The organism is Streptomyces sp. CB02366, assembly GCF_001905905.1.
In the GTDB taxonomy this organism is placed as follows: domain Bacteria; phylum Actinomycetota; class Actinomycetes; order Streptomycetales; family Streptomycetaceae; genus Streptomyces.
The window spans coordinates 387,047-413,508 of the sequence record NZ_LIVT01000006.1; the positions used below are offsets into that span (position 1 = coordinate 387,047).

A 26,462-nucleotide genomic window follows, 5' to 3' on the forward strand; every position below is an offset into this window, starting at 1 on the left:
GCGCCCCCTGCGCGCACCGCTCGGGCGGAGGCCGCCCCGGGGCCCGCTCAGCCGTCCAGATCGGCGATGGCCCGGGTCAGCCAGCCGGTCCAGAACGTCTCCAGATCGATGCCGCCCCGCAGCACCAGGTGCCGCAGCCGCCCCTCGTCGGTCGTCGGCGCGGGGGTGAAGTCCCGCTGCTCGATCTCCCGGTACTCCGCCAGCTGGCTCTCGTGCAGCGCCAGGTGGCGGCGCAGCTCAGCGCCCATGCCGTCCGCCCCGACGACCGCCGCCGCCCGCATCCGCAGCAGCAGCGGATCGCGGACGGGTCTGGGGTCCTCGGGAAGCGCCACCCATGCCGCCAGCTCCTCGCGGCCGGCGGGCAGCACCTCGTACTCCTTCTTCTGGCCCCGGGCCGGCGCCGCCGCGGGCAGCGCCCTGATCCGCCCGGCCTGTTCCAGTTTTCCGAGCTCGCGATAGATCTGCTGGTGGGTCGAGGACCAGAAGTAGCCGATCGACCGGTCGAACCTGCGGGTCAGCTCCAGGCCCGAGGACGGCTTCTCCAGCAGGGCGGTGAGGATCGCGTGCGGCAGTGACATGGGGTGCATCCTAAGGACGTCCGGGGCGGGGCGGCGGGCCCGTCGCCCCGGCCGCCGGGGGCGGTCAGAGCGTGGCGGCCAGCTCCGTGCCCTGGCGTATCGCCCGCTTCGCGTCCAGCTCGGCCGCCACGTCCGCCCCGCCGATCAGATGGACCGGAACGGTCCCCGCGCGCAGTTCCTCGTACAGCTCGCGGCGCGGTTCCTGGCCCGCGCACAGCACCACCGTGTCGACCGGCAGCACCCGGCGCTCCCCGTCGACGGTGAGGTGGAGGCCCTCGTCGTCGATGAGGTCGTAGGAGGCCCCGGCGATCATCTCGACGCCCCGGTGGCGCAGTTCGGTGCGGTGGATCCAGCCCGTGGTCTTACCGAGGCCGGCGCCGACCTTGGTGGCCCTGCGCTGGACCAGGTGGACCGTGCGCGGCGACTCGGGACGCTCGGGAGCGCGCAGTCCGCCGCGCTCCGCGTAGGCGGTGTCGACGCCCCACTGCCGGAAGAACGCGTCCGCGTCCAGGCTCGCCGCGTCGCCGCCGTCGGTCAGGAACTCCGCGACGTCGAAGCCGATGCCGCCCGCGCCGATGATCGCGACCCGGTCGCCGACCGGCGTCCCGTCCCGCAGCACGTCCAGGTAGCTGACGACGTTCGGGTGGTCCGTGCCGGGGATCGCCGGGGTGCGCGGCTCGACGCCGGTGGCGAGCACGATCTCGTCGAAGCCGTCCAGCGAACCGGCGTCCGCCCGTGCGCCCAGCCGGACGTCGACCTCCAGCTCGGACAACCGCGTGCGGAAGTAGCGCAGCGTCTCGTCGAACTCCTCCTTGCCGGGCACCCGGCGCGCCACGTTCAGCTGCCCGCCGATCTCCTCCGCCGTGTCGAACAGGGTCACCGCGTGCCCCCGCTCGGCCGCCGTCACCGAGCAGGCGAGGCCCGCCGGACCGGCCCCGACCACGGCGACGCGCTTACGGGTACGGGTCGGGCTCAGCACCAGCTCGGTCTCGTGGCAGGCGCGCGGATTGACCAGGCAGGAGGTGATCTTGAGGCTGAAGACGTGGTCCAGACACGCCTGGTTGCAGCCGATGCAGGTGTTGATGGCGTCCGCCCGGTCCGCCGCCGCCTTCGCGACGAACTCCGGGTCGGCCAGGAAGGGGCGGGCCATCGAGACCATGTCGGCCCGGCCCGAGGCGAGGATCTCCTCCGCGACCTCGGGGGTGTTGATGCGGTTGCTCGTCACCAGCGGTACGGAGACCGCCCCTCGCACCTTCTCGGTCACCCAGCTGAACGCGCCGCGCGGCACTGAGGTGGCGATGGTCGGGATGCGCGCCTCGTGCCACCCGATGCCGGTGTTGATGATGGTCGCGCCCGCCGCCTCGATCTCCTTCGCGAGCGTGACGACCTCCTCCAGCGTGGAGCCGCCCGGCACCAGGTCCAGCATGGAGAGCCGGTAGATGAGGATGAAGTCGCCACCGACCCGCTCACGGACCCGGCGCACGATCTCCACGGGGAACCGGATGCGGTTCTCGTACGAACCGCCCCAGCGGTCGGTGCGGTGGTTGGTCGCGGAGACGATGAACTCGTTGATCAGATAGCCCTCGGAGCCCATGATCTCGACCCCGTCGTACCCGGCCCGGCGTGCCAGCTCCGCCGCGCGGACGAACTCCTCGATGGTCTCCTCGACCTGTTCGCCGGTCAGGGCGTTCGGGGTGAACCCGCTGATGGGGGCCTTGAGCGCGCTCGGAGCGACCAGGTCGGGGTGGTGGGCGTACCGGCCGAAGTGCAGGATCTGCATCGCGATCCGTCCGCCCGCCGCGTGTACCGCCGAGGTGATCTCCCGGTGCTGCTCGGCCTCCGCCCCGGTCGTCATCTTGGCGCCGCCGGGGAAGGAGCAGCCCCGCTCGCTGGGGGCGATGCCCCCGGTGACGATCAGGCCGACACCGCCCCGGGCGCGCTCGGCGTAGAACGCGGCCATCCGCTCGAAGCCGCGCTCGGCCTCTTCCAGGCCGATGTGCATCGAGCCCATGAGCACCCGGTTGGGGAGGGTGGTGAACCCCAGGTCCAGCGGGCTCAGCAGATTCGGATACGGGGTCAGGGGGGCACTCATGGGGTCTCCTCCGCACAGGGTCGTCGGGACAGTTGTAGACCACCGCCCCATTCTTGTGCAACAAGTTGCACAATGATCTGCGTCGCACCGGCGCCCCCGAAGCCCTTGGGCTGTCCCGCTCGTTCCCCGCACGGCGCAATCGGCCGTGCCCGGTCGGCGACCGCCGACGAGAGTGGGACCCGTACCGCACGTACGCCCTCCATCCCGGGAGTCCCCATGGTCTGCGTCAATCGGCGTGATCTCGGCCTGCTCGCCCTGCGCGTCGGCACCGGCGCGGTCCTCGCCGCCCACGGCGGCCAGAAGCTGGCCGGCTGGTTCGGCGGCGGAGGCATCCAGGGCACCACGGCCGCGATGGAGGCGATGGGCTTCCATCCGCCCAAGCACAGCGCGGTGGCCGCCGGGCTCGGCGAGGCGGGCGGCGGCGCCCTGCTGGCGCTGGGCCTCGCCACTCCGGCGGCGGGCGCGGCGGCGGCCGGGGCGATGGCCGGAGCGGTGGCCGTGCACGCCCCGGCGGGGTTCTTCGCCCAGGGAGGCGGCTACGAGTACCCGGCCTTCCTCGGCTTCACCGCCGCCGCCATCGGCCTGATCGGTCCCGGCCGCTACTCCGTGGACCACGCCACCCGCCATGTCTTCGACCGCCCCTGGACGGTCGCCCTGGCCTTCGCGGGCGCCGCCGTCGCGGCCGCCGCGGTGGTCGGCAAACGCGCGAAGGGGCAGGCCGAGCGGGAGCCGGAGGAGTTCTGACCCCGGCCGCTCGGTCCGCCCCTTCGCCCGGGGCCTCTACCGGGCCCCGGCGGCCCCGGACTCCGCACCCGGCGGGGTGCCCGCGTCCTGGCGGCTGAGCGCCCCGGGCCACCACGCCTTCGGTCCGATGTCCCGCACCAGCGCCGGGACCAGGAGCGAGCGGACCACCAGCGTGTCCAGCAGGACGCCGAAGGCCACGATGAACGCGATCTGGAGCAGGAACGCCAGCGGGATCACGCCCAGCGCCGCGAAGGTGGCCGCCAGGACGACGCCCGCCGAGGTGATCACCCCGCCGGTGGTGGTGAGCCCGCGCAGGATGCCCTCCCGGACCCCGTGCCGCAGCGACTCCTCCCGGACCCGGGACATCAGGAAGATGTTGTAGTCGACGCCCAGGGCGACCAGGAACACGAACCCGTACAGCGGAACCGACGAATCCGTGCCGGTGAAGCCGAACACATGGGTGAAGACCAGGGAGGAGATGCCGAGGGTGGCGAGGAAGTTCAACGCCACGGTCGCCACCAGCAGCACCGGCATCAGCAGCGCCCGCAGCAGGAAGACCAGGATCACCAGGATGATCGCCAGCACCACCGGGACGATCAGCATGCGGTCGTCCTCGGCTGTCCGCTGGGTGTCGTACTGCTGCGCGGTGTAGCCCCCGACCAGGGCGTCCGATCCGGGCACCGCGTGGACGGCGGTGCGCAGCGCGGCCACCGCCTCCTTGGCGCCGTCGCTGTCGGCCGCGTCCTCGAGGGTCGCGTCGATCCGGACCCTGCCGTCGACGACGAGGGGTTCGCCGCCCGGCCGCCCGCTCGCGCTCACCGGGGCGGCCGAGGCCACCCCCTCGGTGCGTTCGGCGGCCTCGGTGACCTCGGCCAGGCGGTCGGCCGACGCGATGATCACCGCCGGGTTGCCGGAGCCGCCGGGGAAGTGCTCGCCCAGCGTCTTCTGGGCGGCCACGGACGGCGCGTCGTTGACGAAGATCTCGTCCAGCGGCACGCCCTTCGAGGTGAGCGTGGGGGCGAACGCGGCGCAGGCGATCAGGGCCGCCAGGGTGATCGCCCAGACCTTGCGGGGCGCCCGGTCGACGAGTGCCGCGACCTTGTGCCAGACGCCGCCGCCCGACGCCTTCTCCCCGGCGGGCCCGGGCTTCGCCGGCCAGTACGCCTTCCGGCCCAGCAGCACCAGGGCGGCGGGCAGGAAGGTGAGAGCGCTCAGGACCGAGCAGACGATGCCGATCGCACCCACCGGACCGAGCGCCCGGTTGTTGGTGAGGTCGCTGAGCAGCAGGGCGAGCAGACCCGCCGCGACCGTCGCGGCGCTCGCGGTGATCGGGCCGAAGGACTCGCGCAGCGCGACCCGCATGGCGGCGAACCGGTCGCCGTGGACGGCCAGTTCCTCCCGGAACCGGGCGGTGAGCAGCAGCGCGTAGTCCGTCGCCGCGCCGATCACCAGGATCGACAGGATGCCCTGCACCTGGCCGTCCACGCGCACCACGTCGTGGTCGGCGAGGACGTAGACGATCGCGCAGGCCAGGCCGAGGGCGAAGACCGCGCCGAGGATGATGACGAAGGGCAGCAGCACGCTGCGGTAGACCAGCAGCAGGATCACGAGCACGGTGATCAGGGCGACCCCGAGCAACAGCCCGTCGATGCCGGCGAACGCGTCGGAGAGGTCCGCCTGACTGGCGGCCGGTCCCGCGAGCCGGACCGTCGTGCCGGAGACGGACGCGCCCGCCTTCTCGACCCGCTCCAGGACGGTCGGCAACTCGTCCCCGAGGTCGGGGCTCAGCTGCACGATGCCCTGGAGGGCCCGGCCGTCCTCGGAGGGCAGGGCGGGGGAGGGCCTTCCGACGACGCCCTCGCTCCCGGCGAGCGAGGCGAGGGCGTCGGTGGCCGCCTTTCGCTGGGCGTCGCCCATCGGGGCGTCCTGCTTCTCGGCGGTCCAGACGACGATGGCGGGGACGGTCTCGTTCCGCTGGAACGCCTTCTGGGCGTCGATCACCTGTGTGGACTCGGCGTTCCGGGGCAGGAAAGCGGCCTGGTCGTTGGTGGCGACCTCGCCGAGCTTCCCGGCGTACGGGCCGAGCCCGCCGCCGACGCCGAGCCAGGCGATCAGCAGGACGACGGGGATGAGCCAGCGGAGCGGCCGTGCGGGGGTGGACATGGGTCTCCCGGGGGTGGGGGTAGCTCAGCGGTTAACAATCTCAATCATTGAAATACATTACGGGACGGTTCCTCGCTCGAACCGCACGGGGTGGCCGGGAGCGGGCCGCCCCCTCATGGACGCACCGCGCAGGGCCGGAATTCAGCGACGCGCCGGGGGAAGGCCGGCCAGTTCCTCGTTCATCGCGGCGAGGAAGCGCAGGACGGTCGCCAGCTCCGGTTCGCTGAAACGCGCTCTGGCGCGCGCCGTGGCCTCGGCGAGCGGCATGAAGTAGTCGCGGGCGGCGGTGCGGGCGCTCGGCTCGTAGTGGACGTGCACCACCCGGCGGTCGGCGCTCTCCCGGGCGCGCCGGACGTGCCCCGCCCGCTCCAGCCGGTCCAGGCAGGCCGTCACCGCGCCGGAGGTGAGGCCCAGGTGCTCACGCAGCGCCCCCGGCGTCAGGGGCGAGGGGGCGTCGAGGATGGCGGCCAGCGCGCTCACGTCCGTGGGGTGGAGCTGCTGGTGCGCCGCGAAGCCGTGGGTCATCCGGTTGATCTCGCCGTTCATCCGGCGCAGCTCGACCGCGAACGCCTGGAGGTCGGCGAGCCCCGCCTCGGGTGGTGAGGCGGGGCTCCGGGGCGTTCGGTCGTCGGCGCTGGTCACGCCTTCAGCGTATAGAACCTCCGCCCGCGGGCCGCGCCCGGACCGGGCCCGCGGCCTCGCGGGCGGGCGGATCCACGGACCTCAGGAGGACGGCGGCATGAGGACGGTGTCGACCAGGTTCACCGTGGCGTTGGCCGTCGGCACGTTGCCGCAGACGATCTTCGCGGAGTCGTTGACCGTGAACTGGGAGCCCGAGCCCTTCGTCGTCAGGTCGCTGCCCTCCAGCGTCTTGAACGTGCCGTTCTCCATCTGCCGGGTCGTGACCTTCTCGCCCACCACGTGGTAGGTGAGCACCTTGGTGAGCTGGGCCTTGTTGCTGAGGAGCGCGTCCAGATCCGCCTTCGGGATCTTCTCGAACGCGGCGTTGGTAGGCGCGAACACCGTGATGTCCTTCGCGTTGTTCAGGGTGTCCACCAGTCCCGCCTTCTTCACCGCGCTGACGAGGGTGGAGAGCTCCGGGTTGTTCGAGGCGGCGGTGGCCACCGGGTCCTTCGCCATCCCCTCCAGGCTGCCCGCGCCCTCCTTCGGTACGGAGGAGCAGGCGGGGCCGTACGGTTCGGCCGGCGCCCCGGCGTGGGCCTGCGGAGCGAAGAACGCCAGGGAGGCGGGGAGGGCGAGTGCGGCGGCGGCTGCGGCGGTGCGCTGCAGACGGGTGATCGTCATGAGGTCTCCTCCGGATGTCCCTCGAGGCGAGCGAGGGAGGGTGGTCTCCGTCACTCCTACGTTCTCGTACTCCCGCCGAATCGGCCCGCCGCGTCGTTTCCGCGTCGAAAGGTCCTGCCGCGGGGAGCGGGAGCGGCGCCGGGCGTGGCGGGCGGCGGGCGGCGGAGGAGTTCCGGCCCGCTCGTGACATCGAATGCCGGGGCGGGGGCAAGGGGATGACATGAATACCCGTTCAGTAGCAGCGCAGGGACGCGGTCACGCCCGAAGAGCCGCGAACAGCAAGGCGGTCGAGGCAGGCGCCCGCGCGGGGTTCGCCGCCCGCGGGGCGATCTACGTCCTCGTGGGCGCTCTCGCCCTGCAGATAGCGTTGTCCGGCGGCGGGAAACAGGCCGACCGGGGCGGCGCGGTCGCCGAGATATCCGAGAAGCCCTTCGGCGCGGTCCTGCTGTGGGTGCTCGGGATCGCCCTGGTCGGGATGGCCCTGTGGAGGCTGTCGGAGGCACTGTTCGGCTCGGTGGGGCCGGACGGGCGCAAGCCCACGAAGCGGGCCATGGCGGCGGGCCGCTTCGTCTTCTACGGATTCGTCGCCTACTCCGTCCTGGCCTTCGCGGCGGGCGACACGAGCAGCGGCGGGGGCTCGTCCGACCAGCAGTCCCAGGACGTCACCGCCATGGCGCTCGGCTGGCCGGCCGGTCAGTGGATCGTCGGGATCGCCGGTGCCGGGGTGGCCTGCGCGGGGCTCTGGATCGCGGTCCGCGCGATGATGCGGAAGTACCGCAAGCACCTGAAGATGTCCACGATGTCCAAGCGGGTACGGCAGACGGTCGACTTCACCGGCGTCTTCGGCGGTACGGCGCGCGGCGTCGTCTTCGCCACCGCGGGCGGCTTCGCGGTGGCCGCCGCCATCGAGCACCAGGCCGACCGGACCAAGGGCATGGACGACACGCTGCGCTCCTTCGCCGACACCCCGGCGGGCCCGTGGCTGCTCGTGGTGATCGCCCTCGGGCTCGTCGCCTTCGGCGTGTTCTCCTGGGCCAACGCCCGCTACCGCAAGGTCTGAGGGGCTCACCGCCCGAGCATGCCGCCCGCCGCCGCACTCCGGCGGGCGGCGTCGGCCTCGCGTTCGGCCTCCTCCGGGTGGCGGCGGCGCCAGTACGGATTGTCGTGCGGCAGCCCGCCGGCCACCCGCCCGTACATCCCGAACGTCAGGATCAGCAGCCCCATCACGAAGCTGAAGACGACGTTCGACATGCCGAAGTCCAGGATGTTCGCGGGCCGGTCCAGGATGAAGAGGTGCACGAAGCCGCTGAGCACGAACAGCGTGCCGATCGTCATGTTCAGGGTGGAGGCGACGTTGCCGCCCACGACGGCTCCGGCGAGGAGCAGCCCGCCGACGACCAGCGAGATCAGACTGAGCAGGCCGTTGGTGGACAGCCCGGCGATGCTCTCGCCGCTGGTGTCGAAGAAGCCCAGTTTCCGGGTGAAGCCGAGGATGCCGAAGGTCACCAGGATGGCGCCGCACAGCCCCGCGCCCACCCGGTACACCTTCGCCAGCCGGTGGTCGACGGGGAGTTCGTCGCTCAGTTTCATGACCGTCTCCTTCAGTCCCTGCGGGTCGGTTTCCACGGGCGGGCCCGTGCGGTACGGGCCGGGAGGGCGCGCCCGCACGGCTCGGGCGGGCGCGGTCCCGGAGCGCGGAAGCAGCAGGTCCGCGCCCCGTTCTCAGCGAACCGCGCCACAGCCCGCGCGGCAACATGCGTCGTTTTCGCACCGTATGGTGGGTTGATGGACCTGACAGGCGACCTGCTGTCCAAGGCCCCCCCGGAGGGTGGCCTCACCACCGGTGCGGTGGCCCGCCTCCTGGGCGTCGCGCCCACCACCCTGCGCTCGTGGGACCGCCGTTACGGCCTCGGCCCGGCCGCGCGGGAGGACGGCCGGCACCGCCGCTGGACCGCCGCCGACATCGCGACCCTGCGGGCCGTGTGCCGGCTCACGAGCGCGGGACTGCCGCCCGCCGAGGCCGCCCGTACCGTCCTCGCCGGGGAGACCCCCGCTCCCGTGGCCCCGGCGCCGGGGCGTGCCTCGCGGGCCCCCGTACCGCTTCCGCCGGGCCGGGCCCGCCGGGAGTGCCGCGGCCTGGCCCGCGCGGCCGCCCGGCTGGACGGGCGGACCATGGACGAACTTCTCACGGGGGCGCTCGACCGGTACGGCCTGCCAGTCGCGTGGGACGAGGTGATCATGCCCGTGCTGCACGCGGTGGGCCGCAGGTGGGAATCGGCGGGGGAGCGGTACATCGAGGTCGAGCACCTGCTGTCGTGGCACGTCTCCGGCGCGCTGCGCAGGGTGCCGGCGCAGCCGCCGTCGCCCTCTCCCGGGGCGGGCCTCTCCCTGTTGGCCTGCGCGCCCGGGGAGACCCATTCGCTGGCCCTGGAGGCGCTTGCCGCCACCCTGGCCCACCGGGGCCTTCCCGTCAGCATGTTCGGTGCGGCGCTGCCGGCCGAGGCGCTGGTGGAGGCGGTACGCCGTACCGGGCCGGACGCGGTGGTGCTCTGGGCGCAGTCCCCGGACACGGCGGCCGGTGGGACGGTGGACCGGGTGGAGGCCGTCGAGTGGGGCGTACGGGGCGCGCGGCGGCGGCCCGCCGTCCTGGTCGCCGGACCGGGCTGGGCCGGACGCCGGCCGCCGGGAGCCCGCCACCTCTCCGGGCTGGCCCACGCCGTGGACGTACTCGCCACGGTGACCGCGCGGTAGGCGGGCCCGCGCGTCGGCGCGTGGCCGCACCGGCGAACGCGTCCGGTGGTGGCGCGGGCCGGTGCGGCGACCGCCCGCCCCCTCAGCGCAGGAAGTCCGCGAGCCCCGTCAGGAGCCGGTCCACGTCCTGGATGTCGTTGTACGCGGACAGCCCCACGCGCAGGCCGCCGGTCTCACCGAGCCCCAGGTGGCGGGACGCCTCCAGGGCGTAGAAGGAACCGGCGGGCGCGTGCACCCCGGAGCGGGCGAGGAAGCGGTAGGCGTCGGCCGGGTCGCGGCCCTCGAAGGTGAGCAGCAGGGTGGGGGTGCGCTCGGCGGCACGCGAGCGCACGGTCACCCCGTCCAGCTCGCCCACCGCCCGCTCGACGCGCTCCCGCAGTCCGCTCTCGTGGGCGTCGATCGCCGCGTACGCCGACCGCAGCCGCGCGCGACGCCCGCCCGCCGCGTCGGCCCCCGTGCCCAGGTGGGCGATGAAGTCCACCGCCGCGCTGGTTCCCGCCATCGTCTCGTAGGGCAGGGTGCCGAGTTCGAAGCGCTCCGGGACGGCGTCGGTGGACGGGGCCAGCTTGTCCGGACGCAGAGTGCCGAGCAGTTCGGGCCGGGCGGCGAGCACGCCGTGGTGGGGCCCGAAGAACTTGTACGGGGAGCAGACGAAGAAGTCCGCCCCGAGCTGTTCCACGTCCACGGTGTGGTGGGCTGTGAGGTGGACGCCGTCCACGTACAGCAGCGCCCCGGCCCGGTGGACGAGGCGGGCGATGGCGGGGAGGTCCGGCCGGGTCCCGATGAGGTTGGACGCGCCGGTCACCGCGACCAGCCGGGTCCGCCCGGTGAGCTGCGCGGCGACCTCCTCCGGCGGCAGCTCCCCGGTCGTCGGATCGAAGTCGGCCCACCGCACCACCGCCCCCGCCCGTTCGGCCTCCTGCACCCACGGGCGGATGTTGGCGTCGTGGTCCAGCCGGCTGACCACCACCTCGTCTCCCGGCGCCCACCCCCGCGCCAGAGTGCGCGCGAAGTCGTAGGTGAGCTGGGTCGCACTGCGGCCGAACACGATCCCGCCCGGGTCCGCGCCCAGCAGATCCGCCATCGCCCGCCGGAACCCGAGGACGATCTCCTCGGCGTTGACCTCCCCGGGCAGGCCCGTGCCCCGGATCGACAAGGGCCCGCTCATCGCCTCGCTGATCGCGGCCACGACGGAGGCCGGGGTCTGGGTGCCGCCCGGCCCGTCGAAGTGCGCCGTGCCGGACCGCAGGGCGGGGAACTGCGCGCGGACCGCGCGGACGTCGTACGACAAGGGGGCTCCTCTGTTGCGCCGGACTCCGCTGCCGGCCTTCGCGCCGGGCTGGGCGCCGGTCTTCGTGCCGGACTTCGTCGTGATCATCGCAGGGAGGCCCCGTCCGGCGGAAGGAGCGGGATTCCGTACGGGGCCGCCGGGCCGATGGAGCCGTTCCGGTGGGGCGCTCGGGAAGCGCCCCCTTTTACGCGGGCGCACCGCTTCCGGGAAATGCGTGCGCCTCCGTGTGAAAAACACGGTCCGGCGCACGAAAATGCACCGTTTCTCGGTATGTAGATAATCCTACAAAAGAATGGATCGCGCAGGTGGACCCGCCTCTGTCGTGCGGACTTTCTTCGTCCTGTTCCCCGGAGGGAAGCGTCCGCGAATTTCCAGGGGCGAGCTGCGGTTAAAGCCGGGAGATCGGGAAATAGATGATCTGGGATCGATGGGGCCGGGGGGCATCGGTTCACGTCGCGGCTGGAATTAATCGAAGCCGCGCGTCGGAGATCGGCCGGTGCGGCGCCCTGGCCGCCGTTGAGGAACCCGCCACTCGCCAGCAGTCCTGAACTGCGCGGATACGGTGGAGCGGACTCCCTGCCGGACAAGGTCTCTTGTGGAGGGTCACGGATGAACGAGCGTGAACGATCCGCCGATGGCGAAAATCATTCGGCCGCCTTTTCGGTTGGCCGGAAAGACGGGTCCGATAATTCCCCTGCTCGGCTCCTCCGGGTCGCGGGCTATCCTCTTCTCCTGCTCGCCGTCCTTCTCGTGGCGGGGGCCGCACTGCGGCTGCGGTGGGATCCGGCATGGGTCAGTCCGCTTTTCCTGATCGGGGTCATCTCCTATCTGGCCCTTCTGGAAAGGCTGATTCCTTACGACCGGACCTGGCATCCGGACACGAAGGAATGGCGCTGGTACGGCATCTGGTTCCTGCTCACCATGGCCGGAAGCGGACTGGCGCAACTCCTGGTCGCCGTGGCCGTCGGCCTGATATCGCCGGTGGAGCCGACTCACCCCCTCGGGGTCGAGATACCGGGGGCTCTGCTGACCGGATCCCTCGTCAGCTATCTGGTGCACCGGCTGGGCCACCGCAACGCTCTGCTGTGGCGGCTGCACGGGGTGCACCACGTACCGGAGAAGGTCAACGTCGCCAACAACGGCGTCAACCACGTGCTGGACGTCGTCCTGGCCCAGGGACTCGTCCAACTGACCCTGGCCCTCCTGGGGTTCTCCCGGCCCGCGGTGCTGGTCGTCGGACTCTTCGTCGCGGCCCAGGGCTACTTCGTCCACGCCAACGTCGACGTCCGCATCGGGCCGCTCAACCATCTGCTGGCCAGCCCCGAGCAGCACCGCCTGCACCACAGCACCGACCTGTCCGAAGCCGGCCACTACGGCTCCGACCTGGCGTGCTGGGACCACCTCTTCGGCAGCTTCACCTGGTACCCCGGCCGCGAACCCACCGCCGTCGGCCTCCACGACCCCGCGTCCTTCCCCGCCACCGGCGAGATCCTCGCCGCGCTCCTGCACCCCTGGCGGCGCCGAACCGCACCGGACGGCTGCCCGGAGTGATTGCCGCCCCTTGACGCTCCACCACGATCTGAGGAGTTCGCATGGCCGACGTGAACAACCGGGCCTCACGGAACAAGGTGGCGATCATCGGTATGGGCTGCCGCCTGCCCGGTGGAGCCTCGGACCACCGGGCGTACTGGCGGAACCTGGTGGCGGGCAAGGACTGCATCACGCCCACCCCGCCCGACCGGTACGACGTCCGTACGCTCGGCAGCCGGTTCCGCGACAAGCCCGGCCGCCTCGTGGGTGGACGCGGTGGGTACATCGACGGCTTCGACGAGTTCGACCCCGCGTTCTTCGGCATCAGCCCCCGCGAGGCCGACCACATGGACCCGCAGCAGCGCAAACTGCTCGAAGTGGCCTGGGAGGCCCTGGAGGACGGAGGCCAGCGGCCCGCCGACCTCGCCGGCGGCAACGTCGGCGTCTACGTCGGCGCGTTCACCCTGGACTACAAGATCCTGCAGTTCGCCGACCTGGGCTTCACCTCCCTCGCCGCCCATACGGCGACCGGGACCATGATGACGATGGTCTCCAACCGGATCTCGTACTGCTTCGACTTCCGCGGACCCAGCCTCTCCGTCGACACCGCGTGCAGCTCCTCCCTGGTCGCCGTCCACCTGGCGTGCCAGGCGCTGAACAGCGGGGAGAGCGACCTCGCGCTGGCCGGCGGAACGCTGCTGCACATGGCCCCGCAGTACACCGTGGCGGAGACGAAGGGCGGCTTCCTGTCACCGGAGGGCCGCTCCCGCACGTTCGACGCCGCCGCCGACGGTTACGTACGGGCCGAAGGCGTCGGCCTGGTCGCGCTGAAGCGGCTGGAGGACGCCGTGCGGGACGGGGACCGGATCCACGCGGTGATCATCGGCAGCGGCGTCAACCAGGACGGCCGCACCAACGGCATCACCGTGCCCAGCCCCGACGCGCAGGTCGATCTCATCCGCCGCGTCTGCGCGGAGGCGGGCATCACCCCCGGCGACCTCCAGTACATGGAGGCGCACGGCACCTCGACCCCCGTCGGCGACCCGATCGAGGCGAACGCCCTGGCCCGCGCGCTGGCCATCGGACGGGCCCCCGGCGCCCGCGCCTACGTCGGCTCGGTCAAGGCGAACATCGGACACACCGAATCCGCCGCCGGAGTCGCCGGGCTGATGAAGACCGTCCTGAGCCTCAAGCACCGGACGATCCCGCCCCACATCAACCTGGAGAACCTCAACCCCGCCATCGACCCGGCCACCCTGCCGTACGAGATCCCCACCCGGCCCACCGCCTGGCCCGACCACGAAGGGCCCGCCCGCGCCGGGGTCAACTCCTTCGGCTTCGGCGGTACCAACGCCCATGTGGTCCTGGAGGAGGCTCCTCCAGCCCCGGTGGGCGGCGACGCGCCCGCGCCCGCCGGGCGGTCCTGGAGCGTCCTGCCGCTCAGCGCCCGCAACCCGGACGCCCTGACGGAGATGGCGGCCGGTATCCGGGCCGAACTGGCGGGCGGCGACGGCCCCGCGGTGGCCCTCGACGACCTCGGGCACACCCTGGCCCACCGCCGCCAGCACCTGCCCGAGCGGCTGGCCGTCGCCTACTCCACCCGCGCCTCCCTGGAGGAGGCCCTGGCCGCCCACGAGCGCGGTGAGCCCCACCCCCGGGTCGTGCACGGCCGGGCCCGGGACGCCGACGACCGGCGGCTGGTCTGGGTCTTCACCGGAATGGGCCCCCAGTGGTGGGGCATGGGGCGCCAACTCCTGGAGGAGGAACCGGTCTTCCGCGACGCGGTCCTCGCCTGCGACCGGGCGGTGCGCGAGTTCGCCGACTGGTCCCTCGTCGAGGAGATGACCGCCGACGAGTCCGTCTCCCGGATGAGCGAGACCTGGCTCGCCCAGCCCGCGAACTTCGCCCTCCAGGTCGGCCTGGCAGCCCTGTGGCGGTCCCACGGCGTGCGTCCCGACGCCGTGGTCGGCCACAGCACCGGGGAGATCGCCGCCTTCCACGAAGCCGGCGTCTACTCCCTGCGGGACGCGGCCAGGATCGCCGTGCACCGCAGCCGGCTCCAGCAGACCCTGGCCGGGAGCGGCGGCATGCTCGCCGTCAGCCTGTCGGAGGACGAGGCGGAGCGCCGGCTGCGCCCCTACGCCGACCGGGTCTCCATCGCCGCCGTCAACAGTCCCACCGCGATCACGCTGGCCGGAGACGGGGCGGCGCTGACCCGGCTGGCCGAGGAGCTGCGGGCCGAGCAGCGGTTCGCCAAGTTCCTCACCGTCGAAGTGCCCTACCACAGCGTCGCCATGGAGCGGATCAAGGACGAACTCCTCGACTCCCTCGCCCCGTTGGAGCCGCGCCCGGCGCGGGTTCCGCTGTACCCGACCGGTGTCGGGGGGACCGTCCGGGGTGAGGAGCTGGACGCCGCCTACTGGTGGAAGAACGTCCGCGACCGGGTGCGCTTCCGGTCGGCGGTCGACCGCATCGCCGCGGACGGCCACCGGCTCTTCCTGGAGATCGGCCCGCACCCGGTCCTCGGCCACGCGATCCGCGAATGCCTCGACGCCGTCTCCGCGTCCGGGCTCACCCTGCCCTCCATCCGCCGCCGGGAGAACGAGAGCGAACGCTTCGCCACCTCGCTCGGCTCCCTCCACACCCTCGGCGTCCCCATCGACTGGGAGCTGCTCCACCCCGCCGGCCGCCCGGTCACCCTGCCCCGCCACCCCTTCCGGCGCGACCGCCACTGGACGGAGCCCCGCTCCGTCGCCCAGGTCCGCCTCGGCCACCGCGACCACCCGCTCCTCGGCCGCCGCACCGAGGCCACCGAACCCACCTGGCTGGCCCGCCTGGACACCGAGGACCCGCCCTACCTCGCGGACCACCGCATCCAGGACACCGTGGTCTTCCCCGCCGCCGGGTACCTGGAGATGGCCGCCCAGGCCGTCCTGCGGCTCACCGGCGGCACCACCACCGTCCTCGCCGACGTCGACCTGCGCAAGGCGCTCTTCCTGCCGGACGGCGAGGACCGCACGGTGGAGGTCTCGCTCTCCTTGGAGAACGCCGCCTTCACCATCGCCTCCCCGACCGGTGACGACGGCGAGAGGGCCGTGCACGCCACCGGGACCGTCCGCACCGGACAGCGCCGCCGCACCACCGGGCCGCTGGACGTCCCCGCGATCCGAGGCAGGTCGCTCCGGCACCTCGAAGGGCCCGACTGCTACACCGCGCTGGCCGCGCTCGGCTACCACTACGGCCCGGCCTTCCAGGCCCTGGAAGAGGTCTGGATCGGCAGCGGTGAAGTGCTCGCCAGAATCCGCGCGCCCCGGGCGATCGACGGCGGCGCCGCCGGCCACCACCTCCACCCCGTCCTCCTCGACGCCTGCTTCCAGACCCTCCTGACCCCGCTGATCCTGGACGGCCCCGCCCCGGACGCCGGGATCAGGCTGCCGCTCTCCCTGGACGAGGTCGCCCTCGAACCCGTCGGGGACCAGCCGTTCTGGGCGCACGCCACCCTGCGCCCCGCCGACGCGGACACCACCCTCGGCGACATCGCGCTGTACGCCGACGACGGCACACCGCTCGGCCGCGTCCAGGGCTTCCGCGCCGCCGACGTGGAGAAGGCCGCCACCGCCGTCGCCCGCACCACGATCGACTCCTGGCTGGCCGAACCCGTCTGGACCGACTGCCCGCCGCTGCCCGCCGAGGAGACCGGCGTCCCGCCCCGCGACGCGTACCCGGCCGCCGCGGGCGAGGCGGCCGCGGAGCGCCCGGGCGACGCGCGCCCCGAACCCCCGGCCACCCCCGCACACGGCCGCGACTGGCTGCTCCTCGCCGACACCGGAGGCGTCGCGGACGCCTTCGCGGCCCTGGCCGGGGCCCGCGGCGAACGCTGCCGCCTGGTCCGTACGGGAGCGGCCTACACCGCCTCCGGCGACGGCGCCACGTACACCGTCGACCCCACATCCGACGCCGACCTGCGCCGTCTGTTCGCGGACCTCGACCGGGACGGCGGCCCCTTCCGGGGGGCCGTCCTGCACCTGTGGAACCTCGACGCCCCCGCCCTCGCCGACTGCGACCGGACCTCGCTGCGCGACCACACCGGAGCGGGCACGTACTCCCTGATCCCCCTCGCCCGGCTGCTGGCGGCCCGGGGCGGGGGCGCCCGCCTGCACATCGTCACCCGGGGGGCGCAGCCCGCCCTGCCGGGCGAGGCGCCCGAACCCCTCGGAGCGCCCGCCTGGGGCATCGGCCGCGTCCTGCGCCACCAGGAGCTGACCGACCACCCGGGCAAGCTCATCGACCTCGACCCCCGGCGGCGGCCCGGCCCGGACGGCGACCGGGCGGAGGCCGAAACGCTCCTGGCAGAGACGCTGAGCGACGACGAGGAGGAGATCGCGCTGCGCGACGGAGTCCGCCGCACCAGCCGCCTCCGCCCCGCCGGGAACCTGACCCGGCCGCTGCCGCCCCGCCTGCGGGCCGACGGGACCTACCTGGTCACCGGCGCGTTCGGCGCACTCGGCCGGCTGCTGTGCCGCACCCTCGTACGCCGGGGGGCCCGCCGGATCGTCCTGGTCGGACGCACCCCCGTCCCGGCCCGGGAGAAGTGGGCGGGCGCCGACCCCGCCACCGCCGAGGGCCGGGCCGTGGCCCTCCTGCGCGAACTGGAGGCGCTCGGCGCCCAGCCCGTCCCCGCCACGTTCGACATCACCGACGAGGACGCCCTGACCACCTGGCTCGACGCCTACCGGCACAGCGGGGCGCCACCCGTACGCGGGGTGTTCCACCTCGCGGGACAGGTCCGCGACACCCTCGTCGCCGACCTCGACCGGCCCGCCTTCGACGCCGTCCACGACCCCAAGACCGTGGGCGCCCACCTCCTGCACCGGCATCTGCGGGACGAACCCCTCGACCACTTCGTGCTCTTCGCGTCGATCGCCTCCCTGCTGACCACGGCCGGACAGACCAACTACGCGGCGGGGAACGCCTTCCTGGACGCCCTCGCCCACCATCGCCGCGCGCAGGGGCTGCCCGCGCTCAGCCTCGACTGGGGCCCGTGGGCCACCGGCATGATCGAGGAACTCGGCCTGGTCGACCACTACCTGCACAGCCGGGGCATGAGTTCGCTCTCCCCGGAGGCGGGGATGGCCGTCCTGGAACGCGTCATCGGACAGGACCATGCCCAACTGGTCGTCGCCACCGTCGTCGACTGGCCCGTCTTCCTCGCCTGGTACCCGTCACCGCCGCCGCTGGTCGCCGAGCTGGCGGCGGCCGCCGCCCCGCCGGCCGACGCCGCTTCCGGCAACGGGTTCCTCGACACCTTCCGCGCGGCCGACGAGGAGACCCGCCGCACCCTGGTCGCCGAGCGGTTCGCCGCACTCTCGGCCGCCGTGCTGCGCACGGGCGCCGACCGCATCGACCCCGCCGCCGGCCTCGGCGAACTCGGCCTCGACTCGCTCCTCGCCATGGAGCTGCGGGCCCGCGTCCACGCCGAACTCGGCGTCGCCCTGCCCGTGGTGGCCCTGCTCAGCGGCACCCCGGCCGGGGAGCTGGCCGCCCAGCTCCACGACGGCCTCACCGCCCTGGCCGCGGCGGACGACGGCGACGGGGCGACCGGGCCGGTCGCACTCCACACCGACGAGCGGGAGTACCCGCTGACCCAGAACCAGAAGGCGCTCTGGTTCCTCAAACACCTCAACCCCGACGGCTACGCGTACAACATCGGCGGGGCCGTCGAGGTGAACGTCGCCCTCGAACCCGACCTGATGTTCGACGCCGTTCGCCGCCTCATCGCCCGCCACCCCGCGCTCCGCACCACCTTCCACCTGGTGGACGGGCAGGCCGTGCAGCGGGTCTCCGAGGACGCCGCGAGCGACCTCGCCCTCTTCGACGTCCAGGGCGAGGACTGGGAGACCATCCACGCCACGATCGTCCAGGAGTACCGCAAGCCCTACGACCTCGCCCACGACCCCCTGGTCCGCTTCCGCCTCTTCAAACGCGCACCGGACCGCTGGATCATCATGAAGGCCGTCCACCACATCGTCTCCGACGCCATCTCCACCTTCACCTTCATCGATGAACTCCTCAGCGTCTACGAGGCGTTGCGGCGCGACCAGGAGCCCCAGCTCCCGCCGGTCGAGGCCCGCTACCTCGATTTCCTCAACCAGCAGAACACCTTCCTGGCCGGGCCCGAGGCGGCCGGCATGCTCGACTACTGGCGCGCCCACCTGCCCGCCGAGGTCCCGCTGCTGGACCTCCCCGTCGACAAGCCGCGCCCGGCGGTCCAGACCCACAACGGGGCCTCCGAGTTCTTCGTCCTGGACGACGAGCTGAGCGCCCGCGTCCACACCCTGGCCCGCGCGCACGGGGTCACCCCGTTCATGGTGCTGCTGAGCGCGTACTACCTCCTGCTGCACCGCTACTCCGGGCAGGACCACATCGTCGTCGGCAGCCCGGTGACCGGCCGCACCCGCCAGGACTTCGCCTCCGTCTACGGCTACTTCGTCAACCCGCTGCCCCTGCACGCCGACCTGTCCGACGACCCCACCGTCGCCGAACTGCTGCAACAGGTCCGCCGGACCGTGCTCGGCGGCCTGGACAACCAGGAGTACCCCTTCGTCCTCCTCGTCGAGGAGCTGGGCCTCCAGCACGACCCCAGCCGTTCCGCCGTCTTCCAGGCGATGTTCATCCTCCTCACCCACAAGGTGGCCGCCGAGCAGTACGGCTACCGGCTGGAGTACATCGAACTCCCCGAGGAGGAGGGGCAGTTCGATATAACCCTGTCCGCCTACGAGGACGAGGCCGAGGGCCGCTTCCACTGCGTGTTCAAGTACAACACCGACCTCTTCCTCGCCGAGACCATGCGCCGCATGGCCGCCCACTACACCCGTCTCCTCGACCGCATGACCCGCGCGCCGGGCGACCGGCCCGCCTCCCGCCTGGAGATGCTCGGGGACCAGGAGCGCGAGCGGCTCGTGGGGGAGTGGAGCCGCCCGGCCCTGCCGTCCACCGGCCACCGGGAAGGCGAACCCTTCACCCCGGTCCACGCCCTGATCGCCCGTGCCGCCGCCGAACACCCCGGGGCCACCGCCGTCACCACGCCCTCCCCGTACGGCGAGGCGCACCGGATGACCTACGCGGAGCTGGACCGGCGGGCCGAGGAGACCGCCGCCCGGCTGCGCACGCTCGGCGTCGGCGAGGGCTCGACGGTGGTGCTGTGCCTGGAGAAGTCGCCCGAGCTGGTCGTCGCCCTGCTCGGCGTCCTCAAGGCCGGCGCGGCCTACCTCCCGCTCCGTCCCGACCAGCCCGCCGACCGGCTCGCGCACCTCGTGTCGGCCACCGGCGCGGGGCTCGTCCTGGTCGCGGACGACGCCGGGCCCGAGCGGACCGCGGCCCTGTCCGCCCCGGCGCTCACCCTCGCCGCGCTCGGCGCCACCGCGCCGCACCCCGAGGCCGCGCCCCGCGCGACCGCCCCGGACGCCCCCGCCTACGTCATCACCACCTCCGGCTCCACCGGCCGCCCCAAAGCCGTCCGCGTCAGCCACCGCAACCTGGCCTCCGCCTACGAAGCCTGGCGGCAGGCGTACCGGCTGGAGACCGACGTACGGGTGCACCTCCAGATGGCCGACCCCTCCTTCGACGTGTTCACCGGCGACCTGGTGCGCGCCCTCTGCTCGGGCGGCACGCTCGTCCTGGCCGACCGCGACCTCCTCTTCGACACGACCCGGCTGTACCGCACGGCACGCCGGGAACGCGTCGACTGCGCCGAGTTCGTCCCCGCCGTGGTGCGCGGCCTGATGGACCACTGCGAACGGGAAGGACTACGACTGGACTTCATGCGACTCCTGGTGGTCGGATCGGACGCCTGGAGCGTCGGGGAGTACCGGCGGCTGGCCGAGCTGTGCGGACCCGGCACCCGCCTCGTCAACTCCTACGGCCTCACCGAGGCCACCATCGACAGCGCCTACTTCGAGGGGCCCGTCGACGACCTCGAACCCGGCATGATGGTCCCGATCGGCCGCCCGCTGCCCAACAGCACCCTCCACGTCCTCGACGCCCACGGCGAACCCGTCCCGCCCGGCGTGCCCGGCGAGCTCTGGATCGGCGGCGCCGGCGTCGCCCTCGGCTACGCCGGCGACCCCGGACAGACCGACGAGCGCTTCGTGACCCGCACGCTCTCCGCGACCGCCGGCGCCCGCCCCGAACGGCTCTACCGCACCGGGGACGTCGCCCGCTGGGACGCACACGGCCGGGTCCACCTCCTCGGCCGCACCGACGGCCAGGTCAAACTGCGCGGCCACCGCATCGAGATCGGCGAGATCGAGGCGCACCTCGCCCAGTGGGCCCCGCTCGCCCGCGCCGTCGTCACCGTACGCACCGACACCGGGGGAGACGCGGCCCTGTGCGCCTACTGCGTACCGGAGGCCGGCGCCACGCTGGACGTCCGTGCCCTGCGCCGCCACCTCGCCCGCTCCCTGCCCTCGTACATGATCCCGGCCCACTTCACCGAGCTGCCCGCCCTGCCGCTGACCGCCAACGGCAAGATCGACACGGCCGCCCTGCCCGCGCCCCGCGCCGAGGCCGGCGACCGGCCCCGCGAGGAGCCCGTCACGCTGTACGAGACCAGCCTCGCCCGCCACTGGGCGACCCTCCTGGGCCGCGACCGGATCGGTCTGGAGGACGACTTCTTCGAACTCGGCGGCAGTTCGATCAAACTCATCGAACTCCTCCACCACCTGCGCACCGAGTTCGGCGTCGGCATCCCCGTCAGCAGGCTCTACCAGGTCACCACCCTGCACGGGATGGCCGCCACCGTCGAGGACGTCCTGCTCGGGGCGAGCGCCGAGGAGCTGCCCAGCCTCACCTTCAACGCCGGACAGGACACCGCGCTCTTCTGCTTCCCGCCCGCCGGCGGCCACGGCCTCGTCTACCGCGGCCTCGCCGCCCACCTCCCCGACTTCGCCGTCATCGGCTTCAACTACCTTCCGGGCGACGACAAGACCGCCCGGTACGCCGACCTCGTCGAGGCCGCGCGGCCCGAGGGCCCCTACCTGCTCCTGGGCTACTCCCTCGGCGGCAACCTCGCCTTCGAGACCGCCAAGGAGCTGGAGCGGCGCGGCCACCGCGTCGCCCACGTCGTCATCATCGACTCCCGCCGCATCCTCGCCGCCTACGAACCGGGCGCCTCCGGCATCGCCGCCTTCGAGACCGAACTCGCCGAGCACGTACGCAAACACACCGGGTCCGAAGCCGTCGCCCACGAGACGCTCGTCCACGCCGCCGAGTACCTCGCGTTCTGCGGGCGCACCCCCAACACCGGCGCCGTCGCCGCGGCGGTCACCGTCATCACCGCCGAGGAGAAGGCCGCCCTCTACGCCGCCGGGCAGCACGGCACCTGGCACGGCAGCTCCACCGGGACCACCGCTGTCCTGCGCGGCTCCGGCGTCCACGCCGACATGCTCGACGCGGCGCACCTGCCGCGCAACGCCGAGCTGGTGCGCTCCACCCTGAGGGAGGGAACGCCCCATGCCGGATGACGACTCCACCGACTGGACCACCAGGGAACGCGCCCCGGGCGCCCCGCCCCGCGTCATCGTCGTCGGCGCGGGCGTGGCCGGCCTCTCCACCGGCTGCTACGCGCAGATGAGCGGGGCCAGGACCCGCGTCTTCGAGAAGCACGTGCTGCCCGGCGGCTGCTGCACCGCCTGGTCGCGCGACGGCTACCTCTTCGACTACTGCATCGAATGGCTCATCGGCACCGCGCCGGGCAACGACGCCCATCAGGTGTGGGCCGAACTCGGCGCCCTGGACGGCAAGTCCGTCACCAACTTCGAGCTGTTCAACAAGGTCGAGGACGCCTCCGGCCGGTCGGTGACCTTCTACAACGACCCCGACCGCCTGGAGGCCCACCTCCTGGACGTCTCGCCGGCCGACGCCCCGCTCATCCGGGCCTTCACCCGCGACCTGCGGCGCTTCATCGACATCGAGCTGTATCCGTTCCTGACCGCGCCCGCCCTGCGGACCGTCCGGGAGAGGGCCCGCACCCTGCGCACGGTGCTGCCCGCCTTCCGGCTGTTCTGGCGGACCGCGGCCACCCCGATGCACGCCTTCGCCGACCGGTTCCAGGACCCGCTGCTGCGCACGGCGTTCCGCAACATCTTCTTCCAGGACCCGGAGGGCTTCCCGCTGCTGCCGTACCTCTTCAACATGGCGGCCGCCCACCACGGCAACGCGGGTTTCCCCCAAGGGGGTTCACTCGGCCTCGCCCGCTCGATCGAGGAGCGCTACCGGGGCCTGGGAGGCACGATCACCTACCGGGCCCGCACCGAGCGGATCCTGGTCGAGAGGGACCGGGCGATCGGCATCGAACTCCGCAATGGCAAAAGGTACTTCGCCGAACACGTGGTGTCCGCCTGCGACGGCCACACCACCGTCTACGGACTGCTCGGCGGCCGGTACACCGGACCCCGCATCGACAAGCTGTACACCGACCTCCTCCACCGCCCAGGCACCCTCTTCCCCGCCGTCGTCTCCGCCTTCGTCGGCCTGCGCGGCGACCTGGACCCCGGCGAGGCGCACAGCACCACCCACCTGCTGGCCCCGGACGACGCCGTCCACCTCCCCGGCGCCCTCCAGGACAGCCTCGTCGTGCAGGCCCGCTCCCGCTACTCCGGCGGCTTCGCGCCGCCGGGCCACTCCGTCCTGCACTGCACCTACTTCAGCGACTACGCCCACTGGAAGAACCTGCGCACCAGGGACCGCAAGGAGTACCGCCGCCGCAAACGCGAAGTCGCCGACTTCGTCCGGGACTTCCTGGAACGCCGCAGTCCCGGCACCGCCGACCGCATCGACATCGTCGAGGTCGCCACCCCCGCCACCACCCACCGCTACACCGGCAACCTCAACGGCTCCATCCTCGCCTGGAAGGCGTTCTCCGAGGCCGACGACGTCGCCACCCGCCTGGTGGGCAAGGACCGGATGCGGCTGCCCGGACTCAGCGGCTTCTCCATGGCCGGACAGTGGGCCGGCATGGGCGGCCTCATCCGCGCCGCCTCCACCGGCCGCTTCACCGTCCAGTACCTCTGCCGCGAACTCGGTCTGGAGTTCCGGGCCTGGGAGAGCGAGGGGACCGAGCCCTGGCACCCGGGGAAGCTGGGGCGCCTGCCCCAGCTCGACCGGTGGTCCGCACGGGAGAGGGAAGGCTCATGAGCGACCGCGGCGCCACCCCCCGGAAGGACGGCGACCGGCCCCGGGAGACCATGATCATCATCGGGGCGGGGCTCGGCGGCCTCTCCACCGGCTGCTACGCCCAGATGAACGGCTACCGCACCCGCATCCTGGAGATGCACGAGATCCCCGGCGGCTGCTGCACCGCCTGGGAGCGCGGCGGCTTCACCCTGGACGCCTGCGTCAGCTGGCTCCTCGGCAGCGGTCCCGGCAACGAGATGCACCAGATCTGGCTGGAGCTCGGCGCGCTCCAGGGCAAGGAGATCCGCCACTTCGACGTCTTCAACATCGTGCGCGGCACGGACGGGCGGGCCGTCTACTTCTACTCCGACCCGGACCGCCTCGAAGCCCACCTCATCGCCATCTCGCCCGCCGACGCCCGCCTCGTCCGCAGGTTCTGCGGGCAGCTGCGCAGCTTCCGCAAGGCGCTCGCCGTCTACCCCTTCCTCAAGCCCGTGGGGTTGATGGGACGCGTGGAGCGCTGGCGGATGCTCGCCTCCTTCCTCCCCTACTTCAACACCGTCCGCGCCACGATCACCGTCCTGATGAGCGACTTCTCCCAGAAGTTCAAGGACCCGCTCCTGCGGGAGGCGTTCAACTTCATCCTGTACGAGAAGCACCCGGCCTTCCCCGTCCTGCCGTTCCACTTCCAGCTCGCCTCGCACGCCAACCTCTCCGCCGGCGTCCCCGAAGGCGGCTCCCTCGGCCTCGCCGAATCCATCGAGGCCCGCTACCGCAGGCTCGGCGGCGAGGTCACGTACAACACGAAGGTCGCATCGGTGATCGTCGAGGACGACCGGGCCGTCGGCGTCCGCCTCAGCGACGGCGGGGAGCTGCGGGCCGACATCGTCGTGTCCGCCTGCGACGGCTACACCACCACCATGAAGTTCCTGGAGGGCAAGTACCTGGGCGAGGACTACCGCAAGCTCTACACCGAGACCATCCACGAACCCGGCATGGTCTTCCCCGGCTACTTCACCCTCTTCCTCGGTCTCTCCCGCCCCTTCCCCGAGGGCGACCCCTGCACGACGCACCTCATCGACGAGACGCTGGCGGCCGAGCTGACCGGCATCCGCCACCCCAGCGTCAACGTCCAGTTCCGCAGCCGCCACTACCCCGAACTGTCCCCGGACGGCACCACCGTCGTCTACGCCACCTACTTCTGCGACATCGCCCCCTGGCGCGCCCTGGACGAGGGCCCCGAACAGGTCACCCGCACCCGCGGCGGCCAGAAGCTGCACACCCTGCCCGTACGCCACGGGCGCGGCTACTACGCGGCGAAGCGCCGGGCCCGCGAGGCGCTCATCGGCTTCCTGGAGCAGCGCCACCCCGGCCTGCGGGACGCGATCGTCGTCCGCGACGTCTCCAGCCCCCTCACCCAGGTCCGCTACACGGGCAACTACGACGGGACCGTGCTGGGCTGGCAGCCCTTCGTCGAGAGCGGCGAGACCCTGGAAGAGCTGATCAAGAAGCACGGACCCGGCCTGCCCGGCCTGCGCGACTTCTACCAGTCCGGTGTGTGGGCCACCACCGGCGGCCTCATCCGGGCCGCCGCGGCCGGCCGCCACGTCATGCAGTTCGTCTGCCGCGACGATGGCAAGCCCTTCACCGCCTCGCTCGACCTCACCGCACCGCCCCCGACCCACCGGGTGATCCCCGTGCCCGCCCGTCCCGCCGCTCCGCCGGAGAGGAAGCCATGAAAATCGCGAAATGGGTGGTCCGCGAACACGTCGAGGGCGTCCCCGACGTGGACCGCGTCTACGAGAAGGTCGTCGAGAACGTCGACGTCACGCTGGCGCCGGACGAGATGCTGCTGCGCACCCTCTACGTCTCCGTCGACCCCTACCTCCAGGGCATCGCCCTCGACACCCCCCTCGGCGGGCACATGGGCGCCGACTCGATCATGGAGGTGGTGGAGGCGGGCCCGCGCGCCGCCCACCGCGTCGGCGACCTCGTACAGGGCTTCGGCGGCTGGCGCACCCACGTGGTCTCCACCGGCGCGCCCGAACTCTGGCAGACCGGCACGTTCCCCATGGTCTTCCCGGCGTACCGCAGGCTCGACCCCCGGTGGTACGACGACGCCCTGCCGCTGTCGTCCGCCCTCAGCGTCATGGGCGGCCCCGGCATGACCGCGTGGGGAACCCTCTCCAAGTACATGACGATCAACCCCGGTGAGACGCTCGTCGTCAGCGGGGCCTCCGGAGCGGTGGGCTCCCTCGTCGGCCAACTCGCCGCGCTCGCCGGGGCCCGGGTCGTCGGCACCACCTCCTCCCCGGGCAAGGCGGACTACCTCACCGGGCTGGGCTTCGACGCGGTGGTCGTCTACCGCCACGGGGACGACGCCGACACCGTGCGCGAGGCGTTGGCACAGGCCGCCCCGGACGGCGTCGACCGGTACTTCGACAACCTCGGCGGCACGGTCACCGACGCGGTGTTCCCGCTGCTCAACGTCGGCGGCCAGGTGGCGGTGTGCTGGCAGTGGGCGACCCAGGTCGGCAAGGAGACCACCGGCCCCCGGCTGCTGCCCTACCTGATGTTCCCGCGCGCCACCGTTCGCGGCATCTTCTCCCTGGAGTGGTTCACCGAGGAGAACTGGCAGCGCCTCCACACCGAACTCGGCGCCCGCGTCCGGCGCGGCGAGGTCGCCTTCGACCACACCCTCCACCACGGCTTCGACAGCATCCCCGCCGCCTACGGCAGCCTCTACGGCGACCGGGCCGCCAACCGGGGCAAGGTGCTCGTGAAACTCTGAGCGCGGACCGCCCCTTGGACAATCCGACGTCGCCGCCGAGGAGGC

General features: G+C 72.8%; 15 protein-coding genes. 8 read left to right on the top strand and 7 right to left on the bottom strand.

Annotated features, from left to right (window positions below):
- Window positions 1-47: 47 nt before the first annotated feature.
- Together AMK24_RS20725 and AMK24_RS20730 are read right to left on the bottom strand one after the other, a co-directional pair.
- Complete coding sequence (locus AMK24_RS20725) at window positions 48-578, bottom strand: PadR family transcriptional regulator (protein WP_073770288.1); 531 nt, start codon at window positions 576-578, stop codon at window positions 48-50.
- Between the two features lie 64 nt (window positions 579-642).
- Complete coding sequence (locus AMK24_RS20730; RefSeq protein WP_073770347.1) at window positions 643-2,658, bottom strand: NADPH-dependent 2,4-dienoyl-CoA reductase; 2,016 nt, start codon at window positions 2,656-2,658, stop codon at window positions 643-645.
- Between the two features lie 228 nt (window positions 2,659-2,886).
- Between AMK24_RS20730 and AMK24_RS20735 the strand changes: the two genes are divergently transcribed.
- Window positions 2,887-3,414 (top strand): DoxX family protein, encoded by a 528-nt coding sequence (locus tag AMK24_RS20735; protein WP_073770289.1) that lies wholly within the window; start codon window positions 2,887-2,889, stop codon window positions 3,412-3,414.
- A gap of 36 nt (window positions 3,415-3,450) precedes the next feature.
- Here AMK24_RS20735 and AMK24_RS20740 read toward each other — a convergent pair whose 3' ends face one another.
- From AMK24_RS20740 to AMK24_RS20750, 3 genes are all read right to left on the bottom strand, one after another.
- Window positions 3,451-5,577 carry an MMPL family transporter gene (locus tag AMK24_RS20740; protein WP_073770290.1) on the bottom strand — a complete coding sequence of 709 codons (2,127 nt, stop codon included), beginning with the start codon at window positions 5,575-5,577 and terminating at the stop codon, window positions 3,451-3,453.
- 141 nt (window positions 5,578-5,718) lie between these two features.
- Window positions 5,719-6,219, bottom strand: a complete 501-nt coding sequence (locus tag AMK24_RS20745; RefSeq protein ID WP_073770291.1) for a MarR family winged helix-turn-helix transcriptional regulator — start codon at window positions 6,217-6,219, stop codon at window positions 5,719-5,721.
- A gap of 81 nt (window positions 6,220-6,300) precedes the next feature.
- On the bottom strand, window positions 6,301-6,882 hold the full coding sequence (locus AMK24_RS20750) for a fasciclin domain-containing protein (RefSeq protein WP_073770292.1): 582 nt from the start codon (window positions 6,880-6,882) through the stop codon (window positions 6,301-6,303).
- Window positions 6,883-7,102: 220 nt separating this feature from the next.
- Between AMK24_RS20750 and AMK24_RS20755 the strand changes: the two genes are divergently transcribed.
- Window positions 7,103-7,942, top strand: a complete 840-nt coding sequence (locus AMK24_RS20755; protein ID WP_073770293.1) for a DUF1206 domain-containing protein — start codon at window positions 7,103-7,105, stop codon at window positions 7,940-7,942.
- Between the two features lie 5 nt (window positions 7,943-7,947).
- Here the strand turns inward: AMK24_RS20755 and AMK24_RS20760 are convergent, their stop codons facing one another.
- Window positions 7,948-8,472 (bottom strand): DUF4383 domain-containing protein, encoded by a 525-nt coding sequence (locus AMK24_RS20760; RefSeq protein WP_073770294.1) that lies wholly within the window; start codon window positions 8,470-8,472, stop codon window positions 7,948-7,950.
- Between the two features lie 195 nt (window positions 8,473-8,667).
- On the opposite strand from AMK24_RS20760, the gene AMK24_RS20765 reads away from it, so the two are divergent.
- On the top strand, window positions 8,668-9,633 hold the full coding sequence (locus AMK24_RS20765) for a MerR family transcriptional regulator (RefSeq protein WP_073770295.1): 966 nt from the start codon (window positions 8,668-8,670) through the stop codon (window positions 9,631-9,633).
- Between the two features lie 82 nt (window positions 9,634-9,715).
- Here the strand turns inward: AMK24_RS20765 and AMK24_RS20770 are convergent, their stop codons facing one another.
- Complete coding sequence (locus tag AMK24_RS20770) at window positions 9,716-10,924, bottom strand: cysteine desulfurase-like protein (RefSeq protein ID WP_073770348.1); 1,209 nt, start codon at window positions 10,922-10,924, stop codon at window positions 9,716-9,718.
- Window positions 10,925-11,533: 609 nt separating this feature from the next.
- Here AMK24_RS20770 and AMK24_RS20775 point away from each other — a divergent pair.
- From AMK24_RS20775 to AMK24_RS20795, 5 genes are read left to right on the top strand one after another with little or no spacing between them, the layout of a single operon-like run.
- Window positions 11,534-12,475, top strand: coding sequence for a sterol desaturase family protein (locus tag AMK24_RS20775; RefSeq protein WP_073770296.1), 942 nt, complete (start codon window positions 11,534-11,536; stop codon window positions 12,473-12,475).
- A gap of 41 nt (window positions 12,476-12,516) precedes the next feature.
- Window positions 12,517-21,975, top strand: coding sequence for a non-ribosomal peptide synthetase/type I polyketide synthase (locus AMK24_RS20780; protein WP_073770297.1), 9,459 nt, complete (start codon window positions 12,517-12,519; stop codon window positions 21,973-21,975).
- Window positions 21,965-23,647, top strand: coding sequence for a phytoene desaturase family protein (locus tag AMK24_RS20785; RefSeq protein WP_073770298.1), 1,683 nt, complete (start codon window positions 21,965-21,967; stop codon window positions 23,645-23,647). The genes AMK24_RS20780 and AMK24_RS20785 overlap by 11 nt, the downstream gene beginning before the upstream one ends.
- The gene (locus AMK24_RS20790) at window positions 23,644-25,365 is read left to right on the top strand and encodes a phytoene desaturase family protein (protein WP_073770299.1); all 1,722 of its coding nucleotides are present in this window, start codon (window positions 23,644-23,646) and stop codon (window positions 25,363-25,365) included. Before AMK24_RS20785 ends, AMK24_RS20790 begins: the two co-directional genes overlap by 4 nt.
- Window positions 25,362-26,417 carry an MDR family NADP-dependent oxidoreductase gene (locus AMK24_RS20795; RefSeq protein WP_073770300.1) on the top strand — a complete coding sequence of 352 codons (1,056 nt, stop codon included), beginning with the start codon at window positions 25,362-25,364 and terminating at the stop codon, window positions 26,415-26,417. The genes AMK24_RS20790 and AMK24_RS20795 overlap by 4 nt, the downstream gene beginning before the upstream one ends.
- Window positions 26,418-26,462: the final 45 nt, after the last annotated feature.

Excerpts from the sequence above, each read along its gene's own strand:
- AMK24_RS20725 (WP_073770288.1), bottom strand. The coding sequence starts at position 578 with ATGTCACTGCCGCACGCGATCCTCACCGCCCTGCTGGAGAAGCCGTCC.
- AMK24_RS20735 (WP_073770289.1), top strand. The coding sequence starts at position 2,887 with ATGGTCTGCGTCAATCGGCGTGATCTCGGCCTGCTCGCCCTGCGCGTC.
- AMK24_RS20740 (WP_073770290.1), bottom strand. The coding sequence starts at position 5,577 with ATGTCCACCCCCGCACGGCCGCTCCGCTGGCTCATCCCCGTCGTCCTG.
- AMK24_RS20750 (WP_073770292.1), bottom strand. The coding sequence starts at position 6,882 with ATGACGATCACCCGTCTGCAGCGCACCGCCGCAGCCGCCGCCGCACTC.
- AMK24_RS20755 (WP_073770293.1), top strand. The coding sequence starts at position 7,103 with ATGAATACCCGTTCAGTAGCAGCGCAGGGACGCGGTCACGCCCGAAGA.
- AMK24_RS20760 (WP_073770294.1), bottom strand. The coding sequence starts at position 8,472 with ATGAAACTGAGCGACGAACTCCCCGTCGACCACCGGCTGGCGAAGGTG.
- AMK24_RS20765 (WP_073770295.1), top strand. The coding sequence starts at position 8,668 with ATGGACCTGACAGGCGACCTGCTGTCCAAGGCCCCCCCGGAGGGTGGC.
- AMK24_RS20775 (WP_073770296.1), top strand. The coding sequence starts at position 11,534 with ATGAACGAGCGTGAACGATCCGCCGATGGCGAAAATCATTCGGCCGCC.
- AMK24_RS20780 (WP_073770297.1), top strand. The coding sequence starts at position 12,517 with ATGGCCGACGTGAACAACCGGGCCTCACGGAACAAGGTGGCGATCATC.
- AMK24_RS20785 (WP_073770298.1), top strand. The coding sequence starts at position 21,965 with ATGCCGGATGACGACTCCACCGACTGGACCACCAGGGAACGCGCCCCG.
- AMK24_RS20790 (WP_073770299.1), top strand. The coding sequence starts at position 23,644 with ATGAGCGACCGCGGCGCCACCCCCCGGAAGGACGGCGACCGGCCCCGG.
- AMK24_RS20795 (WP_073770300.1), top strand. The coding sequence starts at position 25,362 with ATGAAAATCGCGAAATGGGTGGTCCGCGAACACGTCGAGGGCGTCCCC.